Consider the following 24,584-nt stretch of genomic DNA (forward strand, 5'->3'; position numbering starts at 1 on the left):
TTTTAAAAATCATAATACCAGTTAAATAAATCTGTTCTTAGCCCAAAATTGACCCAAGTAGTTTGGTTTTTAAACACAGTTTCTGTGTCAACTTCGGGGTCAAAACTTCTAAAAATAAAACTTCCATAAATCTTTAGATTTGTTGCGGGGTTTATTATGTAACCCGCTTGTACTTCAGCGTGGAAAAAATCTGTGGTATTTCCCTGCGCCAGTTCGTTACCATTGTCTGAAACACGGTCATCTTCAGTTCCATAAATATTTCCGCCGTAGAAAAAAGAATCTTCCGGCGTATTAAATTCAAAACCCCGCTTGGCAACTATAAATTTTGCGTCTCCATAAATTCTACCTCTCTGGTAGCGCGCTATACCTATAAATTCAGAAAAATTAGCACCTAGGGTATGTGCCATAGATTGATTGTTGTGCCCATAATTTAGCACTACCGTATTGTGCGAGTACGTATAAGGACGTACTCTATTGTACTCTGTTTGTAGGAAAAGATTTTTTAATCCAAAAGCATGGTAATATTTTAGACCCAACTGGTAGCCTGTTTTATTCTTATAACTTCCTTCACCACCAAAGATATCGCTCGAAGAAAATTCATCAATTATAAGTTGCCCATAGATATTCACTCTGTCATTCACTTTATACTTTGTAGTAAGGCCAATAAGCGCATTACCACCGCGGGAACCCGTTGAAAATTCAATAGCGCGGTAAAAAATAATTGGATTTAGATAATTCACGTCAAAGCCTCTACCGTTATCATTCTGCCAAATAACAGATTCAAAAAGACCAATGTTTAATCTTTTGGTAATGTTATAGCTCAAATAGTGGTTTGCTATATATTTTGTTCGAAAAGAACCGTCTTCGGTAACCTCGGGGCGAACATCTCGCAAAGACATCCAAGTGTTGGTATATTTCAATTTCCAAAAGGTGGTATTTATTTTGAAGAAGGGATAAGAACTCGCATTATCACTTGTCAATAAAGAACGGTATCCATCACCTAAAAAGGTTTTACCGTGGCCCAATTGAATATTAAAATATTTTGAAGGCGTATAAGAAATATGTCCTGTAGCAATTGGATAATCATAGGAATCTGCTCTAAATTGTTTTGCTATACCTCGGCCAGGAATAATTGCTGGATTGCCCCCATCGGGTCGAATAGATTCTGCGTAGCGATTAAAATAATCTGCAAAACGCCCTTGACTTTCATAAATAACACCGAAAAATCCAATCTGTTTTCCAATTCCACCCTGTGTATAAACCAAACGCGTATTGTTGTAAGTATCTAGCTCTGCATCAAAGTCTTTTCCGGCCTGCAAATCTACTCCTGCATCTAAGGTTAGCCAATAATCTTTTCCCTTTATGGTAATAAGGTGTTCATTCCAAAGTTTACGACCGAACCACGAAGATTTATTTTTTAAAATTTCCTGATTGGCGGCTTCAAAATCATAGTATTTGTTTACTTCAGAATAAATATAAGGCTTTTGGGCCGTGTGATTGTTAAGCCCAACACGGTTAAGAGAAGGATCAAATAAGCTGTAGTTATGGTGTGAAAGTGGAATATTAATATTGCTACTATATTCTTCATTATTATAAGGCAGGTTTTCAATAGCATCATATTCTTCAACCAATTGTTCTCTTTCGTTTTTCTTTATAATTTCAGAAGTTTGGACTATGCTTTCTCCCGGCGCCACCAATGGAATGGCAATAGGAAGGGTAAACTGTACATAGGCTGGTTTTCCGTTATAGGTAGCTGGCTCTATTTGGGGGAGTGACTCAAAAACACGGCGCGCTTCTGTTTTTAATTCTTCGTAAATTCCATCAACATATAGCACCTTAAACCTCCCTTCTTTTGTTACCTCAAAAAGTACATTTACATTTCCTTTGTAATTTTCCGCGAAAACCTTTTCAGGGACTTGAAAGTTTTTAAAAATGAATTGTTGCAACGTATTTTTAAAACAGCTTTCTAGAGCCTCAACTTCTGCACCTTCACATTCATTAAAGACGGGATATTTTTCGTATTGTGCCGAAGCAGTTTGCGCTGAAGAAATTATTGGAAAACAAAATATGAGAAAAAATATAAAATGTTTCATTTGAGGTTTGCTTGTTTAAACCCGAAAGATACAGTTTTTTTGGAATGACCGGATTTAAAAAAAGCTCCCATTTTATTGGGAGCTTTTACTTTTTATTCAAATTTTTAATGAATATTGAAAACAATAGGTACGGTGTAAACAACATCTACGTTCTTATCTCCCTGTTTGCCTGGCTTCATTACAGGTAAATTATTGATTACTCGCTGGGCTTCCTTCTTTAAAGTGGCATTGTGTGAATTTGCTGCAACATCAGTGATAAAACCGTTGGAATCAATCTTGAATTTCACATAAATTCTGTGTGTTTCATTTGGAGTCAAATTTTCTAAAATTTCCTTTCGAAAATTTTTATTGATAAAAGCATTTATTTTTGAAGACATACAGTCAATTTTCTCGGCATTGGTAGCAAACGGCTCGCACCCTGGAAATACTGGTACAAATTCTACATTCATAACGGTTCTTGTTACCGTAGGCTCCGAAGGTTTATCTGGAGCTTGATGGGTAATTGTTGGCGCTTTTATTACAGGCATATCAGTATTAGCGATTGGTGTTTCGTCAATAGGCGTATCATTAGATTTCACATCAAACACATCACTTTTTACTACTTTTTGGATAGGCACGCGTTTTTCTACAATTTTTTTGGTTGGCTCTATAGGTTTTGGTTTTTCAATATCCAGAACATAGGAAATCATTGGAGGCTCCTCCAAGGTAGTAGGAATGTGCCGCTCTGCAGTATCTGTTGTTATTTCAAAATTAGTCTGCATTATAAAAAAAACAGTAAGTAGACTAACTATAACACCTATTTGGAAAAACAGACGTGAATTCCATTTGATGTTGATTTGTTTTTTATCCTCTCTCTTGTTTGCGAAATTTTTTACAGCTTTTTTCATAATAAAGTTTTTAAAAGGTTAACACCTTTACAAACACAACTGTTATGCCAAAACGAAAAAAGCCCCGTCTTTACTAGTAAAGACGGGGCTTTTAATATAAATATTTCTAATTATTGAATATCAAACACTATCGGAAGGGAATAAAGCACCCCAACTGGTTTTCCACGTTGTTTTCCGGGAGTCATATTAGGTAGGGACTGTACAACATCCATTGCTTCTCTCTCAAGCCTAGGGTGCGGTGCACGTGCACGAACATCAACAACTCTCCCACTCTTGTCAATTTTGAACTGAACAGCTATACGTTGTCTACCTTCCAAACCTAAATCTGATGCAAGGTTGGTGTCAAATTTCTTATTAATGAATTCACTAATTTTAGATGACATACATCTTTTCTTTGCATCGTTACTTTTTTCACCTTCGCATCCAGGATAGATCGGTACATTTTCAATAACGGCAAACGGTACGTCGGCAATTTCTTCTTCAACTACTTCTTCCTTAATTTCCTTTACCTCAACGATTTTCTCTTCTTGGTTTGTTTCAGTAGATTCTATTATGGTTTCTTCCACGTCTTCCTCATCTTCAATCACATCAATAACCTCCGGCGCTGGTGGCGGTGGCGGTGGCGGTGGCGGTGGCGTTAATTGTTGCGTAACTGGAATTTCTTCCTCTAATTCTTCGCCTACGTCAAGTTTTCCGAAATCATTATCGGATTTATCGTAAGATTTCCATTCAATTGCTTGCCATGCCAAAAAAAGCATAACAACCATTCCAAGTTGGAAAAACAGCATGCTTCTTCGGCCTACGTCTGCTTTCGGATTTTTTTTGGGTTCCATAATAGTGTGTTTAACTTGTTGCTAAAATATAGAAATTATCGTTCAATTTAAAACTTAATTAAAATTTTAAGCTTTTAATTTTTGTTTTACAATTTTGAAAAAAAAGATACCAAGTAAAGAACCCAATAAATTTGAGACCACATCTAGAATATCTGCACTGCGTGAAACTGTAAACAGTCCCTGAAATATCTCAATTATTATGCCATAAAGCAGTATCGAAAGCAGGAGAATGGGGATCCACTTTTTTTCAAAATGATAATCATTACTAACATACAAATAAAGCATCCAAAGATTGACCAATATAAAATAAACAAGTATATGAACTAACTTGTCTGCTTCTAATAATTGGGTTTTTGGTAAATCTTGACTGGGAATAAAAAACAGTACCGTGATTAAGCAACTGTAAATTATAGCTATAAACAATAACCTTTTATCCGCCAATAAGTGCTTTATAAGCGGCATCGTCCAGTAATTCTGCTATTTCATCTGGGTTTGAAAATTTCATCTTTATCATCCAGCCTTCTCCGTAAGCATCTGAATTAACTTTTTCTGGTTCAGATTCCAAGCTTTCGTTGAATTCAATTATCTCTCCGGAAAGAGGTAAAAATAAATCGGAAACAGTTTTTACGGCTTCCACAGTTCCAAAAACTTCGTTTTTCTCCATTGTATCGCCTACAGTTTCCACTTCAACATATACAATATCGCCCAACTCGCCTTGTGCAAAATCTGTAACGCCTATTGTTGCGGTATCTCCTTCAATTAAGACCCATTCGTGATCTTTTGTGTATTTTAAATTTGATGGTACGTTCATAATAAATTAAATAAGTCAGTATTTTATTTAGTTTCCAAAGTTATATCTCAATGTAAAGCCACTTCTAATGGTTGTTTGTGGGAATGCAGTTGAAATAGCATATTCAGAGAATGTATGGTCATAATAGAAAAGGGCAGTCAAGTTTTTGCTCAACGCATAGTCAATAGACAATTGTGCCCCATATATGGTTTGCCCTGCGGTAGTCTGGTTATTTTGAATATCTAGATACCTAATTATCGTAATGTTATCTCTTCTGGAAAGATCCACTTTAAAGTTCAAATCACTTGTAATAACAGATTTTTTTCCTCCAAAATTGGTAGCAATGCGAAGGTCTTTAATTCTATAACCAAGTCCTATGATATATTCATTACCCTTTATCTCAGTCAAAAGGTTATTTGCAAAGCTCAATGAAAGCGCACGGTCTTTACGCATTTCAGCAAGTATTTTCACAGAATTGTTCATTTCAAAATCCACTCGCAGTAAAGGCGAAAATTGTTCGGTCAGGTTAACATTTGTAAGCAATGTTTTCACTTTAAAGTTTCCTGCTTGGTCTACAGCTTCGGGATTGTTCGGGTCGTAGTCCAAATTAGACTGGAATTGATTTACAGTATATCCTGCACGGTATCCGTGAGTCAATGAAAAACGTTTGAAATTTTTCTTGAACCAAGGAATATTCATTAAACCTGTATATTTAATATCCCAGTTTGGAAGCGGAATATCTCTAAATATTCCTGTCTTTTCTTTTGAAGCGTTACTGCCTTTATAGGCCGCAAGGAATGCCGGCAACAACACATCTTGGCTGTTTCTTCCGAAACCTACAGGATAACCCAGCGAATCTCTCGGGATGGCTCCACCTTGGTAATAATCCTCTGCCAATCTGTTCGCAATAGTTAATCTATTGGTTCTGAAATCGTCAAAAGCAGCTGAACTATTTTCATCGCTAGCGCTGAAAGCAGTTTTTATTAATACTGTTGAAATATTAAAGTTTCCGAAGGTATTCGGCGTCAAAGAATTATAAAGGTCGTTCTCTACAATATAGTTTTCGGAATAGTTTTCAGAATAAATTCTGCTTCCGTTTATATCAACTGTCAAATCATTAATAGGTTCTAGATTGGCCTGAATGTCCATTTGACGGCTCTCTACCTCGGTATATTGCTCATTAAATTCTGGATAGAGAGTCAACCACCCTTTTCTGGCGGCTAATTCCCTAACGTCTGCTTGACTTCCAAAAACAAAGCCTGTTGTTGGCTTCAAAGTTCCTATAAATCCAATTGACGGCAAATATCCCGGAAGGTAGATGCCATTATTTTCTTGATAGTTAAATTGTACCTTTTTAAGCATTGTGGCAAGACCAATTACCGTATTTATGGCCTTGTCGCCAGCATTCAAACCACCTTCCGGACTGGCAGCACCTCTTCCAAGTACGTTTGGCGTATTCGTCTTTCCGTTTGAAAGTGTACTGTTCTTTTCTTCCTCCAGTTTGCTTTCTCTACTAGCCTTGCCTTCACCGCCACTTGATGATTTTTCATCTCCTGCACCACCACTACCATCGCCGGCAGATTTTCGGGGCTTGCTTTTCTTAATTTTAGTAAGCCCTATGTAACGGTAAAAACCATTCATATCTAAACTAGAATTAATTTGATGCGTACTTGCGTTTTGGATCGAATTACCCAAGTTATACACATTTCTGCTTCCGTCACTCAACTCGATTTCAATTTCATTAAATTGATTACTTCCACGCTGCCATTGGTAATCACCGGTATAGGAATACGTTGCCCTAAGGAATTTTAGGAAAGGAAACTTACTGAAAGGCAAGTCATAATTTAGTTGTAATGACTGGAAATGCTGATTTGGGTTACCCACATCAAAGAAACCATCCCAAATTCCGATATCATTATTTATCAAACCATTATCATCCAAATAATTGTTAACTATCATATTATTTGAAGAGGTGAAATTGAAACGCAATGATTTCGTTAAATTATGGTTGATGGTGTATTGCCAATCAAACAGATAATTACGCTGATAAAGAGTAGGCAAGCCTATGTTGCCGGGCAATAAGTTTATTTCCCTAAACTTTTGCTCGTTGTATTGTCGGGTAATATTTGAACTTACTGAAATATTCGTCGGCAAATAATTGAAGTTGAAATCTTTCAGAAATCTCCAATACTGTCCTGTAAACAATGAATCATTTTTCTTAAAGGGCTCCACTGGTTTCGCCGTAAAGTTGTAATTATAGGTAGCACCAACCCGAACGTTTTGCTCAACAGCGTCTTCCACTTCAAAATCGTGATGGTCTGTTTGATTGTAAGAGAAGGAGCCTGTAAAATTCTCAATATCATATACCTGAGGTTTTCCATCTCCGGTTCTCTCCTTACGCACACCGATAAAGTTTACACTCTGGCGCTTTGTATAATCTACGGCCTGTTCCTTAATTCTGTCTTTCTCGGCTTCATCCTCTGTGTTGTCGAGCCTGGTATCAAGTTCAATATCCTGGAATTCCGGATCGTATTGTGGCGTTATCAGTTCCTCGGAGCGTCCATAATTAAACGGCAATTGAATCCCCCATTTCTTCGGAAGCAATTGTCCCAAGTTTACGTTAGTAACTACATCATATTGTTGAAGATCTTCACGGCTTCGCTGGTTTGGTCCTTGCTCAATAGAGCCGAAGCCAACTGTACTTCTTTTTCCTGTGGCGCTAACAGTCGCAAAATCTGCAAGGTTAGCATCCATACTCACAACGGCGGCCCAGCCTCCCTCATTTTTAAGCTCAGACATTCTAAGCTCGTTAAACCAAACTTCGCCACATAACTCGCTTGTATTTCCAGGTTTGTTCCTAACCCCAAGCATAATCGTTCTAACGTTTCCAAAACTTGGATTTCCTTTAATCCCAATTATTAGCTCATTCTCACCACCGGATATACCACCTTCAAGTTCTGATTGTGTATAATAAACAACTTCGGTTGAGTTTAATGGAGTTCTGGTTTTTACTTGTTGCAATAGTTCTAACGGAAGATTCAGTCTGTTTGCGACTGGCCAAATTTCCTCAGCATTTGTTGCTCCAAAATTGGTGGGGTTTAATGGAATTTGAACTTCATAATAGTTGTTTGTAAGGTCATTCCCCAAACGCATGAAGGCTACCAATTGTCCATCACTAAGTGCCGTCTCATTTTGCAATGATTCTGCGTGAATGAACATTTCCAGATTTTTGTACTGGCGCATATCTACATTAAAGTTTTTATAGACTGCACGCCCATCATTTGGCTCCAAGCCGCATACACGTAGGGCTAATGATTGCTCATTTTCGCGTATAATATTATTATTGTTATTCAATTCCTCACGAACAAGCCCTGGGGGAAGTCTATAGGGAATTGGTTCTCGGTTTTCGTTTTCTTCAATACTTACAGCTTCAACTTCAAACAGGGTATTGTCATTGGAAGGATCTTCAAGGGTTACATCATCCAAAGTTTTTTGGAATTTTCTATAATCGCCTCGAACCAATTCCATGGTGCCAAAACGTAAAACGGTATTTTGAGAAAACTGTGAAAGGAACATTCGCATAAACCGAATAGATCTGTAATCTGAAATGCCATTAACTGCCTGATCTGGCTCACTTATTGGAACTTTGAACTGCACCCAACGCACTGGAATTACATCATTGTTTTGCGTAGTTACCTCCAGCTCTTTCACATCAGAAATAAAACTGTTGTTTTCTCTGCTCATCCCCGGATAAATAGGAACGTTGTATTCAAAATAGCTGTCAATCGTGTTCATGGTGTTGTCACGATTTATATCCTCAACATCCGGCTGGGCAGTATTTCCACGGTTATTGTTTGTAACTTCTACCGGCGAATTTCCTTGTGTTCCGTTATATTTTAAATAACGATCCAGAATATTTCCTTCAGCTTGAAGGAAGTATTGGTAGTCATCATTTGCAGGGTCAGGTAATCCTCCAAAAATACCATACTTAGCTGCTTCCCCTGCATTATCCAAACCATCCAAACCAATATCCTGGTTTGTACGTTGCTGTCCTTCAGTATCAAAAGTATAAACTAATGATTGGTTGGTAGGCACTTTACCCCAAGCTGTAGCAGTTGTATTAGCATCACCTCCATCTTCAGGCAACCCGTTTTCGTATTGTTTTCTTCCGTCTTTTAATACATCTTCTGAAATACTTCCCAAGTTAAAATTTATATTTCCTCCTGGGTTGCCGCTAGTTTCATCATAAATGAATGGGTCCATCACCCAGAACTGTATGTATTCAACATTCGATTGTTCAAAATCGGTAGTTGTAAGCTGTCTCATAATACCGCCGAATCTATCTTCGGGGTTTGGCAAATCATTTGTTCCAGCAGCTTCGGGGTTGTAGTTATATTCTCCTCTTGTAGATGGGTAATATGCAAGATCCAGTGTGAATAAAGCTTGGGTTTGTCCCTGAATAATATCTTGGTTAGGGAAAATTTCATCCCTAAAAACACGACGCGTAAATGGTGAAGAAAGATCTTCATCATTTATCCCTTCTGGGCGCTGGCTGCTATAGAAAATAGGATCGATAGTGTACCAAGCGAGTTTTGCACGGTTGTAATTATATCCTAAATTGTCATTTCCCAACTCACCACCATACCCAACTGGAGTACTTGACAAGAACCAACTGGAGGGCGAACTTATATCGTTTCCTGTTTGTGAGGCTTCAAAATCATCAACATATACAGTTGTCTTACCATCAAAATCTGAAACTTTTGGAGCCCCTGGTTTTAAATATGCAAACTCTCCACGTAAAGAAACATTTGATTCAACATCGGTATCAATGTTTGGAAGTTTATTTACCAATCGGGTAAGGAACGGTACCTCGGTTGAGTAATTTAAATTTATGCCGTAGATAGTATTATTAATCGGCTCCACGCCATACGATGATTTTTGGGTGAGTGGGCGCTCGTTAAGGTTTAAATAGGTTGCACCTATCAAAAATTTATCGCTGAATTTATGCTCTACATTTAAGCCAGTAAAACGCTTACTTTGCTGCCCAAAAAGTGAGTTATTTTCTGTACTGACCGAAATTGGAATATTACTATTCAATAGTGAAGGGTCTAAAATCTGAACTCTTCCCAATTGATAGTTTACGGTATAATCCACACCTTCTACCAAGGTTCTTCCACCAGCAGTAACCGTAACGGAGCCTTGCGGAATATTGAACGCGCCAATGGGAATACCATCAGCACCTGTAGATTTATAACTTCCTTTTAACTGAAATTTATTCTTTTCGCTCTCTAGCTGCTCAGCCTGGGTTTTAGTTCCTGTATAAAGTGTTCTAAAAACGTATTTGGACTGATTTGGATTATAGGTTTCAGGCATTGAATAAGTAGCCGAGGTACTTGGCAAATCCAATTTTTCAAATAAATGCTTCCCAAAGGGTTCCACAGTCGTAAAAATAATGCGACCATTTTGTGCATCAACCGTAATCCCCGGCAGAAAATCAAAGAAACCATCGCCCCCCTGTTGTGGATCATTATTGAAGTTCAATCTGTCAAGGTTGAAAACCTTCAAGAGAATTTCGTCCTTTACATCTGGAGGAAGTTCAGCACCTGCCTCGGTTAAATAGTTTAACGGAGAAGGGTCGGTATAAAGAATATTAAGTTTGAAGTCTTCCTTTTCAAGCTGATAAGCCCCAATAGGATAAATGTTTTTCATCATCAAATCCCAGATTGGCTCATTTACGTTAGTTATGCTACTCTTCAAAAGTTTTACTACAAGGTTTTGGGCAAGACCAGTTTCCTCCACAGGAGGATTTGTGCCTCCAGTTCCTGGAATGGTACCTCCATTTGCCTCAACTCCATCATTTGAAAATTCTCCTACTTGATATACTTTCCCATTAACGGTAAATTGGTATGATACAGCTAAAACCTCATCATTTGTTAAACGCTGGTTCAGAGAGATGTAACCCAATTGCGAGTTTAAGGAATATTCGCCCGGATCCAATCTTCTTGCGTTCTCAAGTGTAACATAATCTACTCCTTCGCTTACTTGAACTCCCGTAAAACCTTGACGTACGGTAGCCACATCACGAATTAGTGGATTGAGTAAAGTGGGTTCTCCTCCATTGATACCAAACGGATTAAAAAGGTTGTTCGTGTTGTCCGGATAAGCATTCCTTCCAGCTCGAATAAAGCCTCCCGGAGGTGTGTTCAATCCAACATTCAAGGGATCCGATTCGCCTATATCCTGCAATGCCACAATATTTCGAACGTTTTCGGTTCTACTCGTTCTGTTGGTAATCCATACCTCCATACGGGTAATCTGAACATTGCTGTTTATGAAAGGATATTGTTTTAGGGCACGATCATAATTATCCCTGAAATAATGTGATAAAAAGAAGTGACGATTATCGTCATAATCCAATGCGAAAAGTTCAAAATCCGTAATGGTCGCGCCACCTTCAGCGGTAACGGTACGGGTTTCAGATTTTTGTTCAGAGAAAACTCCCGTAATGGTTGTTTTTCCAAATTGAAGTTGTGTTTTAACCCCGAAAAGGCTTTGCGCTCCTTGAATCAAGGAACTATTCAGCGGCATACTAACATTACCCACCTCAATTTTTTGAATTATGTCGTCTTCCGTTGGGGTGTATTCCAACTTAATCTGGTTTTGGAAATCGAAGGTGCTTTCAGTATCGTAATTAGCCGTAACCTGAAGCCTGGTTCCCACTTTAGCCAAAAGGCTTAAGCTAATACGCTGGTCAAAATCAAAGGAGAAATTGCTTCGGTTTCGTGGGGAATATTGCGGGTTGTCCTGTTTTGTATACAATAGCCCAAGATCCATCTCGACGGAACCTTGTGGAATAACTTCAATTGTGTTTCCGCCAAAAATGGATTCAAAGAAATTTGAATTCACATAAAAAGTGGGCAATAGGTTTTTTTGCTGTTCTTCGGAACCTTCCTTTCTACCGTCTGCTGCATCAATTTTTTCTTTGAAGTAAGCTCTCATCTGCTCCTCTTGAATAAGGCGCTGATACTCTTGAGGGGTTAGAATTATAGGGTAGGTAATATTAAAACTACCCAAGGTTTGGGTATAAATATATCTATCGGTTATGGGGTCGTAGGTATAAAGATCCTGAATACTGACGGGAGTGGGTAAATCCATTCTCCCCATTTCACTCCCTACAGCCGTTGTGTCGGGATCCTGTGCCAGCGAAACATTGCTGAACAATATGAAACTTAAAATTGTTAAAAGCTTGAAAAAGCCACCCTTGTAAACGTAATTTTTTGCCTTCAAATTCTACAAATTTTTTAAAGCTTGTTTAATGATCATTTCTACCGAAGCTTGCGGATTTTCCTTAACAATGGCATCCACCACTTTTTCAGACTGTTTGCGAACAAAGCCCAACGTCTCCAAAGCAGATAACGCTTCATTTTTGTTAGTATTGCTTGTTCCAGTAGAAATAGACGACAAACCGTACACTTTTAAAATCTTATCTTTTAAATCCAAAACCACGCGCTGCGCAGTTTTGGCCCCTATTCCTTTTACTGATTGGATCGTTGTTATGTCATTTTGCGCAATGGCATCCAGCACTTGTTCGGGCGCCAATGATGATAACATAGTTCTAGCGGTGCTTGCACCAACTCCAGAGACACTAATTAACAATCTGAAAATTTCTCGTTCTGCAACACCGGAAAAACCGTACAGTGTATGGGCGTCATCCCGAATAAGCAAATGGGTAAACAACTTAACATTTTCACTAGTGGGGAGTTCGGAAAATGTGTGCAAGGAAATATTGACAAAGTACCCTACTCCATTGCAATCTATCACTACATCGGTCGGATTTTTTTCAACCAGTCTGCCCTGTATATGGGTTATCATGTGTTAACGAAAACTTAAAGGCTCAAATATAGTATAATTATTTGCAACAGCCATTGGGGTTTTTGTGAAAATATTAGAGTTAATAAACTATGGATTTACTTGTTTTTCTGCCGCCGCTGCGCGTTTTTCCTTTTGTTGGGCATCCACTACGGCTACGGCTGCCATATTCACCATTTCTTCCACACTGGCGCCCAGTTGTAAAATGTGAACGGGCTTGCGCATTCCCAGCATAATTGGGCCGATGGACTCCACACCGTTAAGTTCTTTCAATAATTTATAGTTGCTGTTTGCTGAATCCAAATTTGGGAAAATAAGGGCGTTTACTTTCTTGCCAGCTAATTTTGAAAATGGAAATTTTTTCTGAAGCATTTCTGGGTTCAATGCAAAATCGGTTTGCAGTTCGCCATCAACTATCATATCTGGATTACTTTTGTGTAACAACTCTACAGCCTCACGCACCTTTGAAGCATGCGGATCTTTGGAAGAGCCGAAATTGGCATATGAAATCATCGCAATAACGGGCTGTAGTCCGAACATTTTCATCGTGTAATTCGTCATTTGTGCAATCTTGGCAAGTTCTTTCGCAGTTGGATCAATGTTTATTGAGGTATCAGAAAAAAACAATGGGCCGCGTTTAGTAAGCATCACATTTGTGGTAGCCACTTTTGTAACGCCTTCAAATCTTCCGACGGTTTCAAACACGGGAACTACAACGGACGGATACGAACGTGCATACCCTGAAATCATACAGTCCACATCGCCTTCGCTTAACATCATTCCCGCAAAATAATTCCGTTCGCGAATCAACTTTTCGGCAGTGTAAAGTGATATACCATTTCTTCTTCTCTTTTCCCAAAGCTTTTGGGCATAATATTTAAGTTTATCAGCGTTTTCATCACTTTTTGGATCGATAATTTCCAAATCTGCATCAAAATCAATCTGCTCCATCAATTCAAGTATGATATCTTTTCTACCCAACAAAACAGGTGTGCCAATACCTTCTTCAAAGACTATTTGCGCAGCCTTTAAAACATCCAAATGATCTGCTTCTGCAAAAACAATACGCTTTGGGCTAAGTTTTGCCCTGTTCATTAACAGACGAATTATTTTATTATCGCTGCCCATCCGTTCGTAAAGTTCATCCTGATATTTTTCCCAATCCGTAATTTCAGTAGTGGCAACACCACTTTCCATTGCTGCTTTGGCGACGGCGGGTGGTACGGCGGCTATCAATCTAAGATCGAAAGGTTTTGGAATAATATAATCTTTTCCAAAAGTAAGCTTGGTCTCGCCATAGGCAATATTCACTTGTTCCGGCACCGGTTCTTTTGCTAGGTCTGCCAACGCCTTTACAGCAGCCATTTTCATGGCTTCGTTGATTTTTGTAGCACGAACGTCCAACGCCCCACGGAAAATAAAAGGAAAACCAAGTACATTGTTCACTTGGTTGGGATGGTCGCTTCTACCCGTTGCCATGATGATGTCCTTTCTAGTCTTAATGGCCAAATCGTATTCAATTTCAGGATCGGGGTTGGCCATTGCAAAAACAATAGGATTGGGAGCCATGCTTTCCAGCATTTTTGGGGTAACAATATCTTTAACTGAAAGCCCAACAAACACATCGGCATCTTTCATTGCTTCATCGAGGGTATCAATTTTTCTATACGATGCAAATTCTGCTTTTTCTTCAGAAAGTTCTTCGCGATCTTTTCGTATAACTCCTTTGCTGTCCAGCATTACAATATTTTCGCTCTTAGCACCAAAAGCTTTGTAAAGCCGCGTACACGAAACCGCTGCCGCTCCCGCTCCACTGATTACTATTTTAACATGTGCGATATTTTTATCTGTAAGCTCCAAAGCATTGAGCAAGGCCGCCGCTGAAATTATTGCCGTGCCGTGCTGGTCGTCGTGCATTACGGGAATGTCCAGCTCTTCTTTTAGTCTTCTTTCTATTTCAAAAGCTTCGGGGGCTTTTATGTCTTCAAGATTGATACCACCAAAAGTGGGCGCAATATTTTTTACGGTGGTAACAAATTCATCGATGTTTTCAGTGTCTATTTCTATATCAAAAACATCAATGTCGGCAAATATTTTAAAGAGTAATCCTTTACCTTCCATTACGGGCTTGGAGGCTTCAGGGCCAATATTCCCCAAGCCTAGTACAGCCGTTCCATTTGAAATTACAGCAACCAGATTGCCTTTGTTCGTGTATTTATAAACGTTATTTTTTTCCTTTTCAATTTCAAGGCAAGGCTCTGCAACTCCCGGCGAATAGGCCAACGAAAGATCCCGCTGGGTGGAATAGTTTTTTGTGGGAACTACTTGAATTTTCCCAGGCTTCGGCTTTGCGTGGTATAATAGGGCTTCTCTACGTCTGCTCTGTTTGCTCATATTTTGGTCTATTGATACTGTGGATATTTATAATTCTACGAATTATTATACTAATGTATAATTGTAAAGACTAACTTACAAAGTTATGATGTTAGTTGAAATGGCGAAAGTTTGTAGGTTAATCTTTCAAAAAGTTGATATTACGTTTTAAACCCAAAAACTTGGTGCGCTTTACGGCGCTTTTTTTAAATAATTTTTGAAAAACGTCTTCCGTAATTTCTTCCCAATCTTTTTTGGTCATAGATAACAGTTCGGGATGTGGGTTGAAAAGCGGCTCATTGTGCTGTTTGCTGAAACGGTTCCACGGGCAAACGTCTTGGCAGATATCGCACCCGAACATCCAATCTTCAAATTTTCCTTTTTCTGAGGTGGGTATTTCATTTTTCAATTCAATGGTGTAGTAGGAAATACATTTGCTGCCATCCACAACTCTATCTGCAACAATTGCGTTTGTTGGGCAGGCATCAATACAGGCCGTACAACTTCCGCAGTGGTCGGTTACGGGTGTGTCGTACTCTAAATCCAGATCAACGATCAATTCAGCAATAAAGTAAAAGGAACCCAATTGTTTGGTGAGCAAATTACTATGCTTCCCAATCCAGCCCAAACCGCTTTTTGCAGCCCAAGCTTTATCTAAAACTGGCGCAGAATCAACAAAGGCGCGACCATGGACTTCGCCTATTTCTTCTGAAATAAAATCCATCAACTGTTTCAGTTTATCTTTTATAATGAAATGATAATCGGTACCGTAAGCGTATTTTGAAATTTTATACGTTTCCGAAGGTTGAAGTTCCGAAGGGAAATAATTCAGCAACAACGAAATAACGCTTTTGGAATCTGGAACTAAAAGTGTTGGGTCAAGTCTTTTGTCGAAATGGTTTTCCATATAGGCCATTTCGCCGTGCATATTTTTTTTTAGCCAGTTTTCAAGTCGCGGGGCTTCTTCTTCTAGAAATTCAGCCTTGCTAATTCCACATGACAAAAAACCGAGGCGCTTGGCTTCGGATTTTATTTTGGCTGTATTTTTAGATTTATCATTCACCGTTAAAAGTTGCTGGAATCGAGAAATTCTACCGCGAAATAGCGCATTAAAAAAGTCCGCCCTGGGTTGGACCTTTCAATTTGCCGAGGTGTTTATAGGCTGCTTCGGTAACTTCACGGCCTCGTGGGGTTCGCATAATAAAGCCCTGCTGAATTAAAAAAGGTTCGTAAACTTCTTCAATGGTTTCAGTACTTTCTGAGACTGCAGTGGCAATAGTTGTGATTCCTACCGGACCGCCTTTAAATTTTTCGATGATGGTTGAAAGGATTTTGTTGTCCATCTCATCCAAACCATGTGCATCTACATGTAATGCATCCAATCCAAATTTTGCAATTTCAATATCTATCTTACCATTTCCCTTTATCTGTGCAAAATCACGGATTCTTCGCAAAAGTGCGTTGGCGATACGCGGTGTACCACGGCTTCTGCCAGCAATCTCTATTGCGGCTTCCATAGTTATGGGTACTTGTAGAATTCCCGCACTTCGTTGTAAAATAGTAGTGAGCAATTCGGTGGTATAGTATTGTAATCTCGAAGAAATTCCGAACCGGGCACGCATAGGCGCAGTTAACAAACCCGAACGAGTAGTTGCACCAATAAGTGTGAAGGGATTTAGATTGATTTGAACCGAGCGTGCATTTGGACCCGATTCAATCATAATATCAATTTTGTAATCTTCCATTGCGGAGTAGAGGTATTCTTCAACAATTGGGCTTAAGCGGTGGATTTCATCAATAAAAAGAACATCGCGTTCTTCCAAATTAGTCAATAGTCCAGCAAGATCGCCCGGTTTGTCTAAAACAGGTCCCGAAGTTACACGAATGTTTACATTCAGCTCATTTGCTAAAATATAGGCAAGGGTTGTTTTCCCTAATCCCGGAGGGCCATGAAAAAGCGTATGGTCTAAGGCCTCACTACGCAAATTGGCGGCTTGGACAAAAATTTGAAGGTTTTCCAAAGCCTGATCCTGCCCAGTAAAGTCCTCAAAGCTAAGGGGCCGTAATTTTTTTTCAATATCAAGTTCCTGCGGTGATAGATTTTCTCCGGTGGGATCGAGGTGTTCGTTCATAACACAAATATAGTAATCCTTTAGAAGACGTTTGAAAAAACAAAGCCATACTTTTCAGTATGGCTTTTGAAATAAACAGTAGATTCCTCACTTCCTACATATTATTAACTCAATAGTGTAAAGATACGGCAAAAGCTTTGAAAAAATAATACGTAGTACTACGCATTCTATACGTAGAAAGAAAAAAGCCTTTTCAACATTGAAAAGGCTTTCTAAAAATTTTTATGGTAAAGATTAATGGTCTAATTCATCTTCGTTATCCTGCAGCGGAACGTTCTGGGGAATAAAATCCTGACCAGCAATTACATAGTCGGTTTCGTCTTTATTGAGTTTACTATAATCATAAGCCCAACGATAAACGTGCGGAATAGGTCCATCCCAGTTTCCGTGTATGTGTTTTACTTCTGCAGTCCATTCCAACGTAGTTGCATTCCAAGGGTTTTTTGGACCTTTTTTCCCGTAGAAAATTGAATGAAAAAAGTTATACAAGAATACAACTTGAACAGAGATCGTTATAATCGCAAAGATTGTCATTACCACGTTAATGTCTGCCAAATCATCAAAATAAGGGAAAGCTGTATTGCTGTAATACCTACGAGGTAAACCAGCCATTCCCACAAAGTGCATTGGGAAGAAAATTCCATATGCTCCAATTGAAGTAACCCAGAAGTGAATGTAGCCTAGTTTCTTGTTCATCATTCTGCCCTCAAACATTTTTGGGAACCAGTGATAAACACCCGCGAGTAATCCATATAATGCTGAAATACCCATTACCAAGTGGAAGTGAGCTACCACGAAATATGTATCGTGAACGTTAATGTCCAAGGCGCTATCTCCAAGGATAATACCGGTTAGACCTCCAGTAATAAATGTGGAAACAAATGCTATGGAAAACAGCATTGCCGTATTCATCTGAAGGTTTCCTTTCCAAAGGGTCGTAATCCAGTTAAAAGCTTTTACTGCAGAAGGAATCGCAATCAAAAGTGTAGTAAAGGTAAATACAGAACCAAGGAATGGATTCATCCCCGAAATAAACATATGGTGCCCCCAAACGATAGTTGAAAGAAATGCAATAGCGAGAATAGATGCTACCATCGCTCGATATCCAAAAATAGGTTTACGGGAATTTGTTGCCATTACTTCAGATACTATACCCATCGCCGGAAGAATTACAATATAAACCTCTGGGTGACCTAGGAACCAAAATAAGTGCTCGAACAATACAGGAGAACCACCTTGATGGTGCAAAACTTCACCTGCAATATAAATATCAGAAAGGAAGAAAGAAGTTCCAAAACTTCTATCCATAATTAGCATTAATGCTGCTGAGAATAATACTGGGAAAGATACTACCCCAATAATTGCAGTAACAAAAAATGCCCAGATCGTCAAAGGAAGACGGGTCATGGACATACCTTTGGTACGCATATTAATTACGGTAACTATATAGTTTAATGAACCCAATAATGACGAAGCAATGAAAATTGCAATAGAGGTTAACCAAAGTGTCATCCCTGCACCTGAACCGGGGATGGCCTGGGGTAAAGCACTCAATGGAGGGTATATAGTCCAACCTGCAGAAGCGGGTCCAGCTTCTACAAAAAGTGAGAACAACATTACCACACTAGAAAGGAAAAACAACCAATAAGATACCATATTCAGGAATCCAGAGGCCATATCTCGGGCTCCAATTTGCAAAGGAATTAATAAGTTACTAAAAGTACCGCTCAAACCTGCCGTCAAAACAAAGAAAACCATAATAGTTCCGTGAATGGTAACCAATGCTAAATAAACGCTTGGATCCATTACTCCATCAGTACCCCATTTGCCCAAAAATATTTCGAAAATGGTGAATTTATGGTCTGGCCATGCCAATTGCAATCTGAACAACAATGACATCAATATACCTATAACCCCCATAAACAAACCTGTGATAAGGTATTGTTTAGAAATCATTTTATGATCTTGGCTAAAGATATATTTAGTTATAAATGTTTCTTTATGATGATGCCCGTGATCGTCGTGATGATCTTCTACTCCGTGGACCTGTGCGTGTGCTGACATATCTATTTAAGCTAATATTATTTACTTTCGAGTTGTTCTCCCAGTGTAGGTTGTTCGGCTAACCAGGCTTTATAATCTTCTTCAGATTCTACTACAATTTTCATCTGCATGTTATAATGGCTTATACCACAAATTTTATTACACAAAAGAATATAGTCGAATTCGTAAGTTTCCAAAGGCTCTTCCCCTGCCGCGGTAAGTGCGACACTTTTCTTTTTTCGAATTTCATTAATTCGTGCAACCTTATCAACTATCTTATCGTTTTGTCTCATCTCTGCCGTAGTTATAGTTGGGGTAAAGGCAAATTGAGTTATCATGCCCGGAACGCAGTTCATCTGTGCTCTAAAGTGTGGCATATATGCTGAGTGGAGTACGTCTTGTGAGCGCATTTTAAACAATACTTTTCTACCTACAGGCAAATGAAGTTCGGTTACTATTTTATCATCTTGTGCATTAGGATCTGCGGGATCTACTCCAAGTTGGTTAACGCCCTCTATTAAACGTACATTAGCTTCTCCAAGTGTATTATCATTCCCTCCATAACGTGCTTTCCAGTTAAATTGTTGAGCATATAATTCAACAATCAATGGATCGTCATCTTTATCTACATTCATAATATCTGTCCAGGTAAAGAGACCATAGATAATAAGACCGGCAAGTACTATTACAGGAATGATGGTCCAGATAAATTCCAGTTTATCATTATCTGCATAGAAGGTAGCTCTTTTTGCCTTGTTACCTCTATAGATAAACGCGAAATAGTGAAGCAGCCACTGTGTAAGTATACCAACCAGAAAAATGATGACCATAGAGATCAGCATCAAATTGTCTATTTTGGCACCGTGCTCAGATCCTGAATCTGGAAGTAGTACATCTCCCCAAAGCCAAAAGGTAAGTATGGCCAAAATATAGATAAAAGCCAGAAAGCCCATCATCAGGTAACCCTGTGTGTTATTGTCTTTATCCGAAGCAATTTCGGAATTAACAGAAGGCTTTCCCTGCGCCAATTGAAATATCCTGCTCATTTGCCAAACAGAAACTCCAAAAAGAATAATTACTAATACAACTAAAAATGCGGTCATCTTACAATATCTTCTTTAAACTAATTGATTAAAAATGGTAGTTTTCACTTTCTTTAATAAACGGATCATTTTTCGGCCTTAAGGAAACTTTGCCAAGTCCCGTGCCTACAACAAAAATGAAAAGCCCCATAAAGAACAATAATGCTGCAATCTCTGGAATACCAAAATACCAGTTGTGTCCTACTGTTGAAGGCATCACTAAAAGGAATATATCAACATAGTGACCCACCAAAATAAATACAGCAGCAATAACTACAAACCAAGGTACTCTCTTGTAATCGCTATTCATCAATACAAGAATTGGGAATACAAAATTAAGAATTAGCATTCCGAAAAACAACAGTTTGTATTCTTGTATTCTGATGATGAAATATGTTACTTCCTCGGGAATGTTGGCATACCAAATAAGCATAAACTGGCTGAACCATAAATAGGTCCAGAAAATACTGAAAGCAAACATATATTTTGCCAAATCGTGTAGGTGTTTATCGCTTACAAAGGGAATCAATCCGCGGCTTTTTAAATATATTGTCACCAAAGCAATTACAGTTATTGCTGAAACAAACATGCTAGCAAAAACATACCATGGAAACAAAGTACTGTACCAGTGTGGCGTCATAGACATAAACCAGTCCCAAGACATTGTTGCTTCCGTTACTATGAAAAATATAAGGAAAAACACCGATAACTTAAAGTTTTTTCTGTACGGATCATAGTTATTGGCATCAGCCTGAGCCAATGAATTTTTTCTAGAAAAATGACGGTATAGGTTCCAACCCAAAAGATAAATTACAGCACGAATTACAAAGAAAGGAAAATTAAGGTATCCTGATTTACCCTGTAAAATTTTATCCCCAGCGACAAGTTCTTCATTTTGCCATGGGAAGAAGTGAGTTCCTGCAAAAACAACTATTAAAAATACAATAATAGAACCGGGCAACAAGTATGTTGTAATACCCTCCATTATTCTATATAACACTGGAGACCATCCTGCTTGTGATGCATATTGAATTGCATAAAACACCAATACTCCAAGTGCAATCATCAAAAAGAAAAATGCTGCAACAAATGTTGCTGACCAAGGTCTTGTTTGTAACTGGTGCAACACATGTTCTTCGTGGGAAGCTGACCCATGGCCTTCTGGTTTTAGATCAGTGGCATGTTCCATTGCAGCTTCAGAATAGCCTTCTTCTCCGCGAGCAACATCTACAAAGTTTGCTGTATGTTCTTCTTGACCGTGAGCTTCAACAGCGTGCTCCCCACCGTGGTGAGCATCCTGTTCAGCCATTATTTCTTTAACATCTTCTATAGTTTTTGGTGCAGTAAGAAAACCATAGGTTATTCCTGCAAGCCCAAGAACCATAATAATGATAGAAAACAGTTTTAATTTACTAGGTAGCGTGTACATATCTTTAGCTATTCTCTTTAATTTCTTACTTTTTTTCTACTTCGGAGGCAGTAACAGCTTCCATATTTTTTTCTTCCAAAACTTTTATTGAATCCTGAGCAGCTTTTGTGGTTTCCAGGATTCCAGGTTCACCATTTAAAGCATTTTTTAAATTCATAACATGCATTGCTATTTGCCAGCGTTCTTTTTCGTTTACCTGTGAAGCGTATGAACCCATTGCGTTTAAACCGTAGGTTTGAACGTGATATATACCTCCCATAACAATATTACGTCCTGCATCAGCATAGCTTGGAATTCCTAGAAACTTTTCCCGTTTCACCAAAATTCCCTGTCCATCTCCAGTGTCTCCATGGCATACTGCACAATATAACGTATATAATTGCGCTCCTGTAGCTAAGTTTTCCTCAGTTACATCATAAGGGCTCTGCAATTCAGCTTTTGCAAGTTCCAAACCGGCCGTACTGTTTTCATAATCGTATGGTGTAAAACCACGGGGAACTGTATTATCTGGTGGAATCATTGCTTCTTGTTGATCTGGGAATACAGGATATTCACCATAGGTTTCGTAGCTAACCGGTTCATACATATTAGGAAAATACTGATAGTTCGGTTTATTATCGTTAAAACAAGAAACCATGGTTGCAGAGGCAATAATGGCAATTCCTATGTTTATTAATGTTTTCATATTAATGGTCTTGCTCGTTTTCAATTAGACTAATTTCCGATGCGCCTGTGTCATATAAAAACTTTGTAAGTTTTTCTACGTCGTGGTTTTCGGCATCAACTTCCATTAAGAAATGATCATCTGTAGTACGTAAATCTGGATTTTCAGCTTTTTTGAATGGCCAAAGTTTACTTCTCATATAAAAGGTTATTACCATTAAGTGAGCAGCAAAGAAAACTGTTAGCTCAAACATAATAGGTATAAACGCTGGCATATTTTGATAAAATGTAAAACTTGGTTTTCCTCCAATATTTTGAGGCCAGTCTTCAATCATTATATAGTTCATCAGCAACACAGCGACACTCAACCCGGTAAGGCCATACAAAAATGAGGTGATCGCAAGCCTTGTGGGGGCCAATCCTACGGCGTGGTCAAGACCATGAACAGGAAATGGCGTGAAAACTTCAGAAATATGATAATTTGCAGAACGTGTTTGCTTAACGGCCTGCAATAACAGATCGTCATCAGTATAAATAGCGTGTATCTTTTTTGAAGCCATAATTAGTTTTTATTTTTTAAAATTAGTGCCTGTCCTGCCCAATCATCTCGCTTGGCCCTTCCAGGGAAATCACTAATTATCTCGTCCAATAAATCGTATTCGCGGTCAGTCATTCTGCTTACCTGCTCAAAAGTAAAAATACCCAATTGATGAAGTTTTTGTTCCATTACTGGCCCAACCCCACTTATCTTTTTAAGATCGTCTTGTGTTTGGGTTGCAGGATCAAATGTACCGATACCGCTGAGTAGGTTATCAATTTTGTCCTTGTGGGCTTCATAATCTACCTCGTTGTTTTCTGTTTCTTCGTCAAGTTCATTAAATGAAGAATCAAAATTTTTATCTTCAACGTTTGCTGAAGGACCTGCATCGGCAGGGTAAGGTTCTACATTTTGCACGTGGCTATGGTCATCACCGTGCACCGCACGCAATTTTTTAAATGATTCACCAGAAGATTTCAAAATTGTTTTTACTTCAGCCTGGGCAATCACTGGGAAAGTACGTGCATACAAAAGGAAAAGTACAAAGAAGAATCCAATGGTTCCTATAAATGTTCCGATATCTACAAATGTAGGTTGAAACATCGCCCAAGTGGAAGTCAATCTGTCTTTACTCAAATCGATAACAATAATATCAAAACGCTCGAACCACATTCCAATGTTAATAATCAATGCAACAATGAATGTCCACACGATATTTCTTCTCAATTTTTTCACCCAAAGTGATAATGGCACGATAAGGTTACAGATTATAAGTGCCCAGAATGCCCACCAATAAGGACCAGTGGCAGCGCCAAAGGATAGATAAGCGTAATTTTCATAAGGCACACCAGAATACCAAGCAATGAAATATTCAATAATATATGCCGTGGTTACAATTCCACCTGTAAGCAAGATAACCTTGTTCATATATTCAATATGAAGTATGGTAATATAGGCTTCAAGGTTTGACACTTTACGCATAATAATCAAAAGTGTCTGCACCATTGCAAAACCTGAAAATATAGCTCCTGCAACAAAGTAAGGTGGATAGATGGTACTGTGCCATCCGGGAACTACCGAAGTAGCAAAGTCAAAAGATACAATTGTATGTACCGAAAGTACCAGTGGCGTTGCCAAACCTGCCAAAACAAGTGACACTTCTTCAAAACGTTGCCAGTCTTTTACACGGCCACTCCATCCAAAACTTAGGATGCCATATATTTTTTTCTGAAAAGGGCTAGTAGTCCTGTCGCGAATCATTGCAAAATCTGGAAGTAATCCGGTCCACCAGAATACAAGGGATACCGAAAGGTATGTTGAAATTGCAAATACGTCCCAAAGCAATGGTGAGTTAAAGTTTACCCATAGTGATCCAAATTGGTTTGGAATAGGAAGTACCCAATACGCCAACCATGGTCGCCCCATGTGGATAATAGGGAATAAACCTGCTTGCACTACTGCAAAAATGGTCATCGCTTCAGCAGAGCGGTTAACAGCCATTCTCCATTTTTGACGGAAAAGTAGTAATACCGCCGAAATAAGTGTTCCAGCGTGACCAATACCTACCCACCAAACAAAGTTTGTGATATCCCAAGCCCAGCCAATGGTTTTGTTCAATCCCCAGACTCCAATTCCGGTTGAGACTGTATAAATAATACAACCCAGTCCCCATAAAAATGCTACTAGGGCAATGGTAAAAACTATCCACCAAGATTTATTGGCCTTTCCCAGAACGGGTGCCCCAACATCTACACTGATGTCATGATAGGACTTCTCTCCCAGAACCAACGGCTCTCTAATAGGTGCTTCGTAGTGTGACGACATATTTAATTCTTAAATAATTGGTTTTTTA

The 24,584-nt window shown here is 38.7% G+C and carries 16 protein-coding genes; all 16 read right to left on the bottom strand.

Annotation, left to right across the window (positions count from 1 at the left end):
- Positions 1-2: 2 nt before the first annotated feature.
- Positions 3-2,093, bottom strand: a complete 2,091-nt coding sequence (locus AC58DT_RS06150) for a gliding motility protein RemB (protein ID WP_497215978.1) — start codon at positions 2,091-2,093, stop codon at positions 3-5.
- Positions 2,094-2,197: 104 nt separating this feature from the next.
- Positions 2,198-2,980, bottom strand: coding sequence for an energy transducer TonB (locus tag AC58DT_RS06155; protein WP_497215980.1), 783 nt, complete (start codon positions 2,978-2,980; stop codon positions 2,198-2,200).
- A gap of 110 nt (positions 2,981-3,090) precedes the next feature.
- Positions 3,091-3,813, bottom strand: coding sequence for an energy transducer TonB (locus tag AC58DT_RS06160; RefSeq protein ID WP_497215981.1), 723 nt, complete (start codon positions 3,811-3,813; stop codon positions 3,091-3,093).
- 66 nt (positions 3,814-3,879) lie between these two features.
- Positions 3,880-4,275, bottom strand: coding sequence for a VanZ family protein (locus AC58DT_RS06165; RefSeq protein WP_497215983.1), 396 nt, complete (start codon positions 4,273-4,275; stop codon positions 3,880-3,882).
- Entirely contained in the window at positions 4,244-4,624 is a 381-nt protein-coding gene (gene gcvH / locus AC58DT_RS06170) for a glycine cleavage system protein GcvH (protein WP_062619845.1), read from the bottom strand. Before gcvH ends, AC58DT_RS06165 begins: the two co-directional genes overlap by 32 nt.
- A gap of 27 nt (positions 4,625-4,651) precedes the next feature.
- Positions 4,652-11,890 carry a T9SS outer membrane translocon Sov/SprA gene (sov, locus tag AC58DT_RS06175; RefSeq protein ID WP_497215984.1) on the bottom strand — a complete coding sequence of 2,413 codons (7,239 nt, stop codon included), beginning with the start codon at positions 11,888-11,890 and terminating at the stop codon, positions 4,652-4,654.
- 3 nt (positions 11,891-11,893) lie between these two features.
- Positions 11,894-12,475: a Holliday junction branch migration protein RuvA gene (ruvA, locus tag AC58DT_RS06180; protein ID WP_497215985.1), complete on the bottom strand. Its 582-nt coding sequence runs from the start codon at positions 12,473-12,475 to the stop codon at positions 11,894-11,896.
- 87 nt (positions 12,476-12,562) lie between these two features.
- Positions 12,563-14,866, bottom strand: a complete 2,304-nt coding sequence (locus AC58DT_RS06185; protein WP_497215986.1) for an NADP-dependent malic enzyme — start codon at positions 14,864-14,866, stop codon at positions 12,563-12,565.
- A 118-nt stretch (positions 14,867-14,984) separates the two neighbouring features.
- Positions 14,985-15,908: a tRNA epoxyqueuosine(34) reductase QueG gene (gene queG / locus AC58DT_RS06190; protein ID WP_497215988.1), complete on the bottom strand. Its 924-nt coding sequence runs from the start codon at positions 15,906-15,908 to the stop codon at positions 14,985-14,987.
- Positions 15,909-15,954: 46 nt separating this feature from the next.
- Positions 15,955-16,977 (bottom strand): Holliday junction branch migration DNA helicase RuvB, encoded by a 1,023-nt coding sequence (gene ruvB / locus AC58DT_RS06195; RefSeq protein ID WP_497215990.1) that lies wholly within the window; start codon positions 16,975-16,977, stop codon positions 15,955-15,957.
- 234 nt (positions 16,978-17,211) lie between these two features.
- The gene (locus AC58DT_RS06200; RefSeq protein WP_497215991.1) at positions 17,212-19,041 is read right to left on the bottom strand and encodes a cytochrome c oxidase subunit I; all 1,830 of its coding nucleotides are present in this window, start codon (positions 19,039-19,041) and stop codon (positions 17,212-17,214) included.
- A gap of 17 nt (positions 19,042-19,058) precedes the next feature.
- Positions 19,059-20,123, bottom strand: a complete 1,065-nt coding sequence (locus AC58DT_RS06205; protein ID WP_497215992.1) for a cytochrome c oxidase subunit II — start codon at positions 20,121-20,123, stop codon at positions 19,059-19,061.
- Between the two features lie 28 nt (positions 20,124-20,151).
- Positions 20,152-21,531: a quinol:cytochrome C oxidoreductase gene (locus AC58DT_RS06210; protein ID WP_497215993.1), complete on the bottom strand. Its 1,380-nt coding sequence runs from the start codon at positions 21,529-21,531 to the stop codon at positions 20,152-20,154.
- Between the two features lie 25 nt (positions 21,532-21,556).
- Positions 21,557-22,216, bottom strand: coding sequence for a c-type cytochrome (locus AC58DT_RS06215; RefSeq protein WP_497215994.1), 660 nt, complete (start codon positions 22,214-22,216; stop codon positions 21,557-21,559).
- 1 nt (position 22,217) lies between these two features.
- Positions 22,218-22,754: a DUF3341 domain-containing protein gene (locus AC58DT_RS06220; RefSeq protein ID WP_497215995.1), complete on the bottom strand. Its 537-nt coding sequence runs from the start codon at positions 22,752-22,754 to the stop codon at positions 22,218-22,220.
- Positions 22,755-22,756: 2 nt separating this feature from the next.
- A complete protein-coding gene (locus tag AC58DT_RS06225) occupies positions 22,757-24,556 on the bottom strand; it encodes a helix-hairpin-helix domain-containing protein (RefSeq protein ID WP_497215996.1) in 1,800 nt (599 codons plus the stop codon).
- Positions 24,557-24,584: the final 28 nt, after the last annotated feature.

The organism is Aequorivita sp. CRS11, assembly GCF_059693805.1.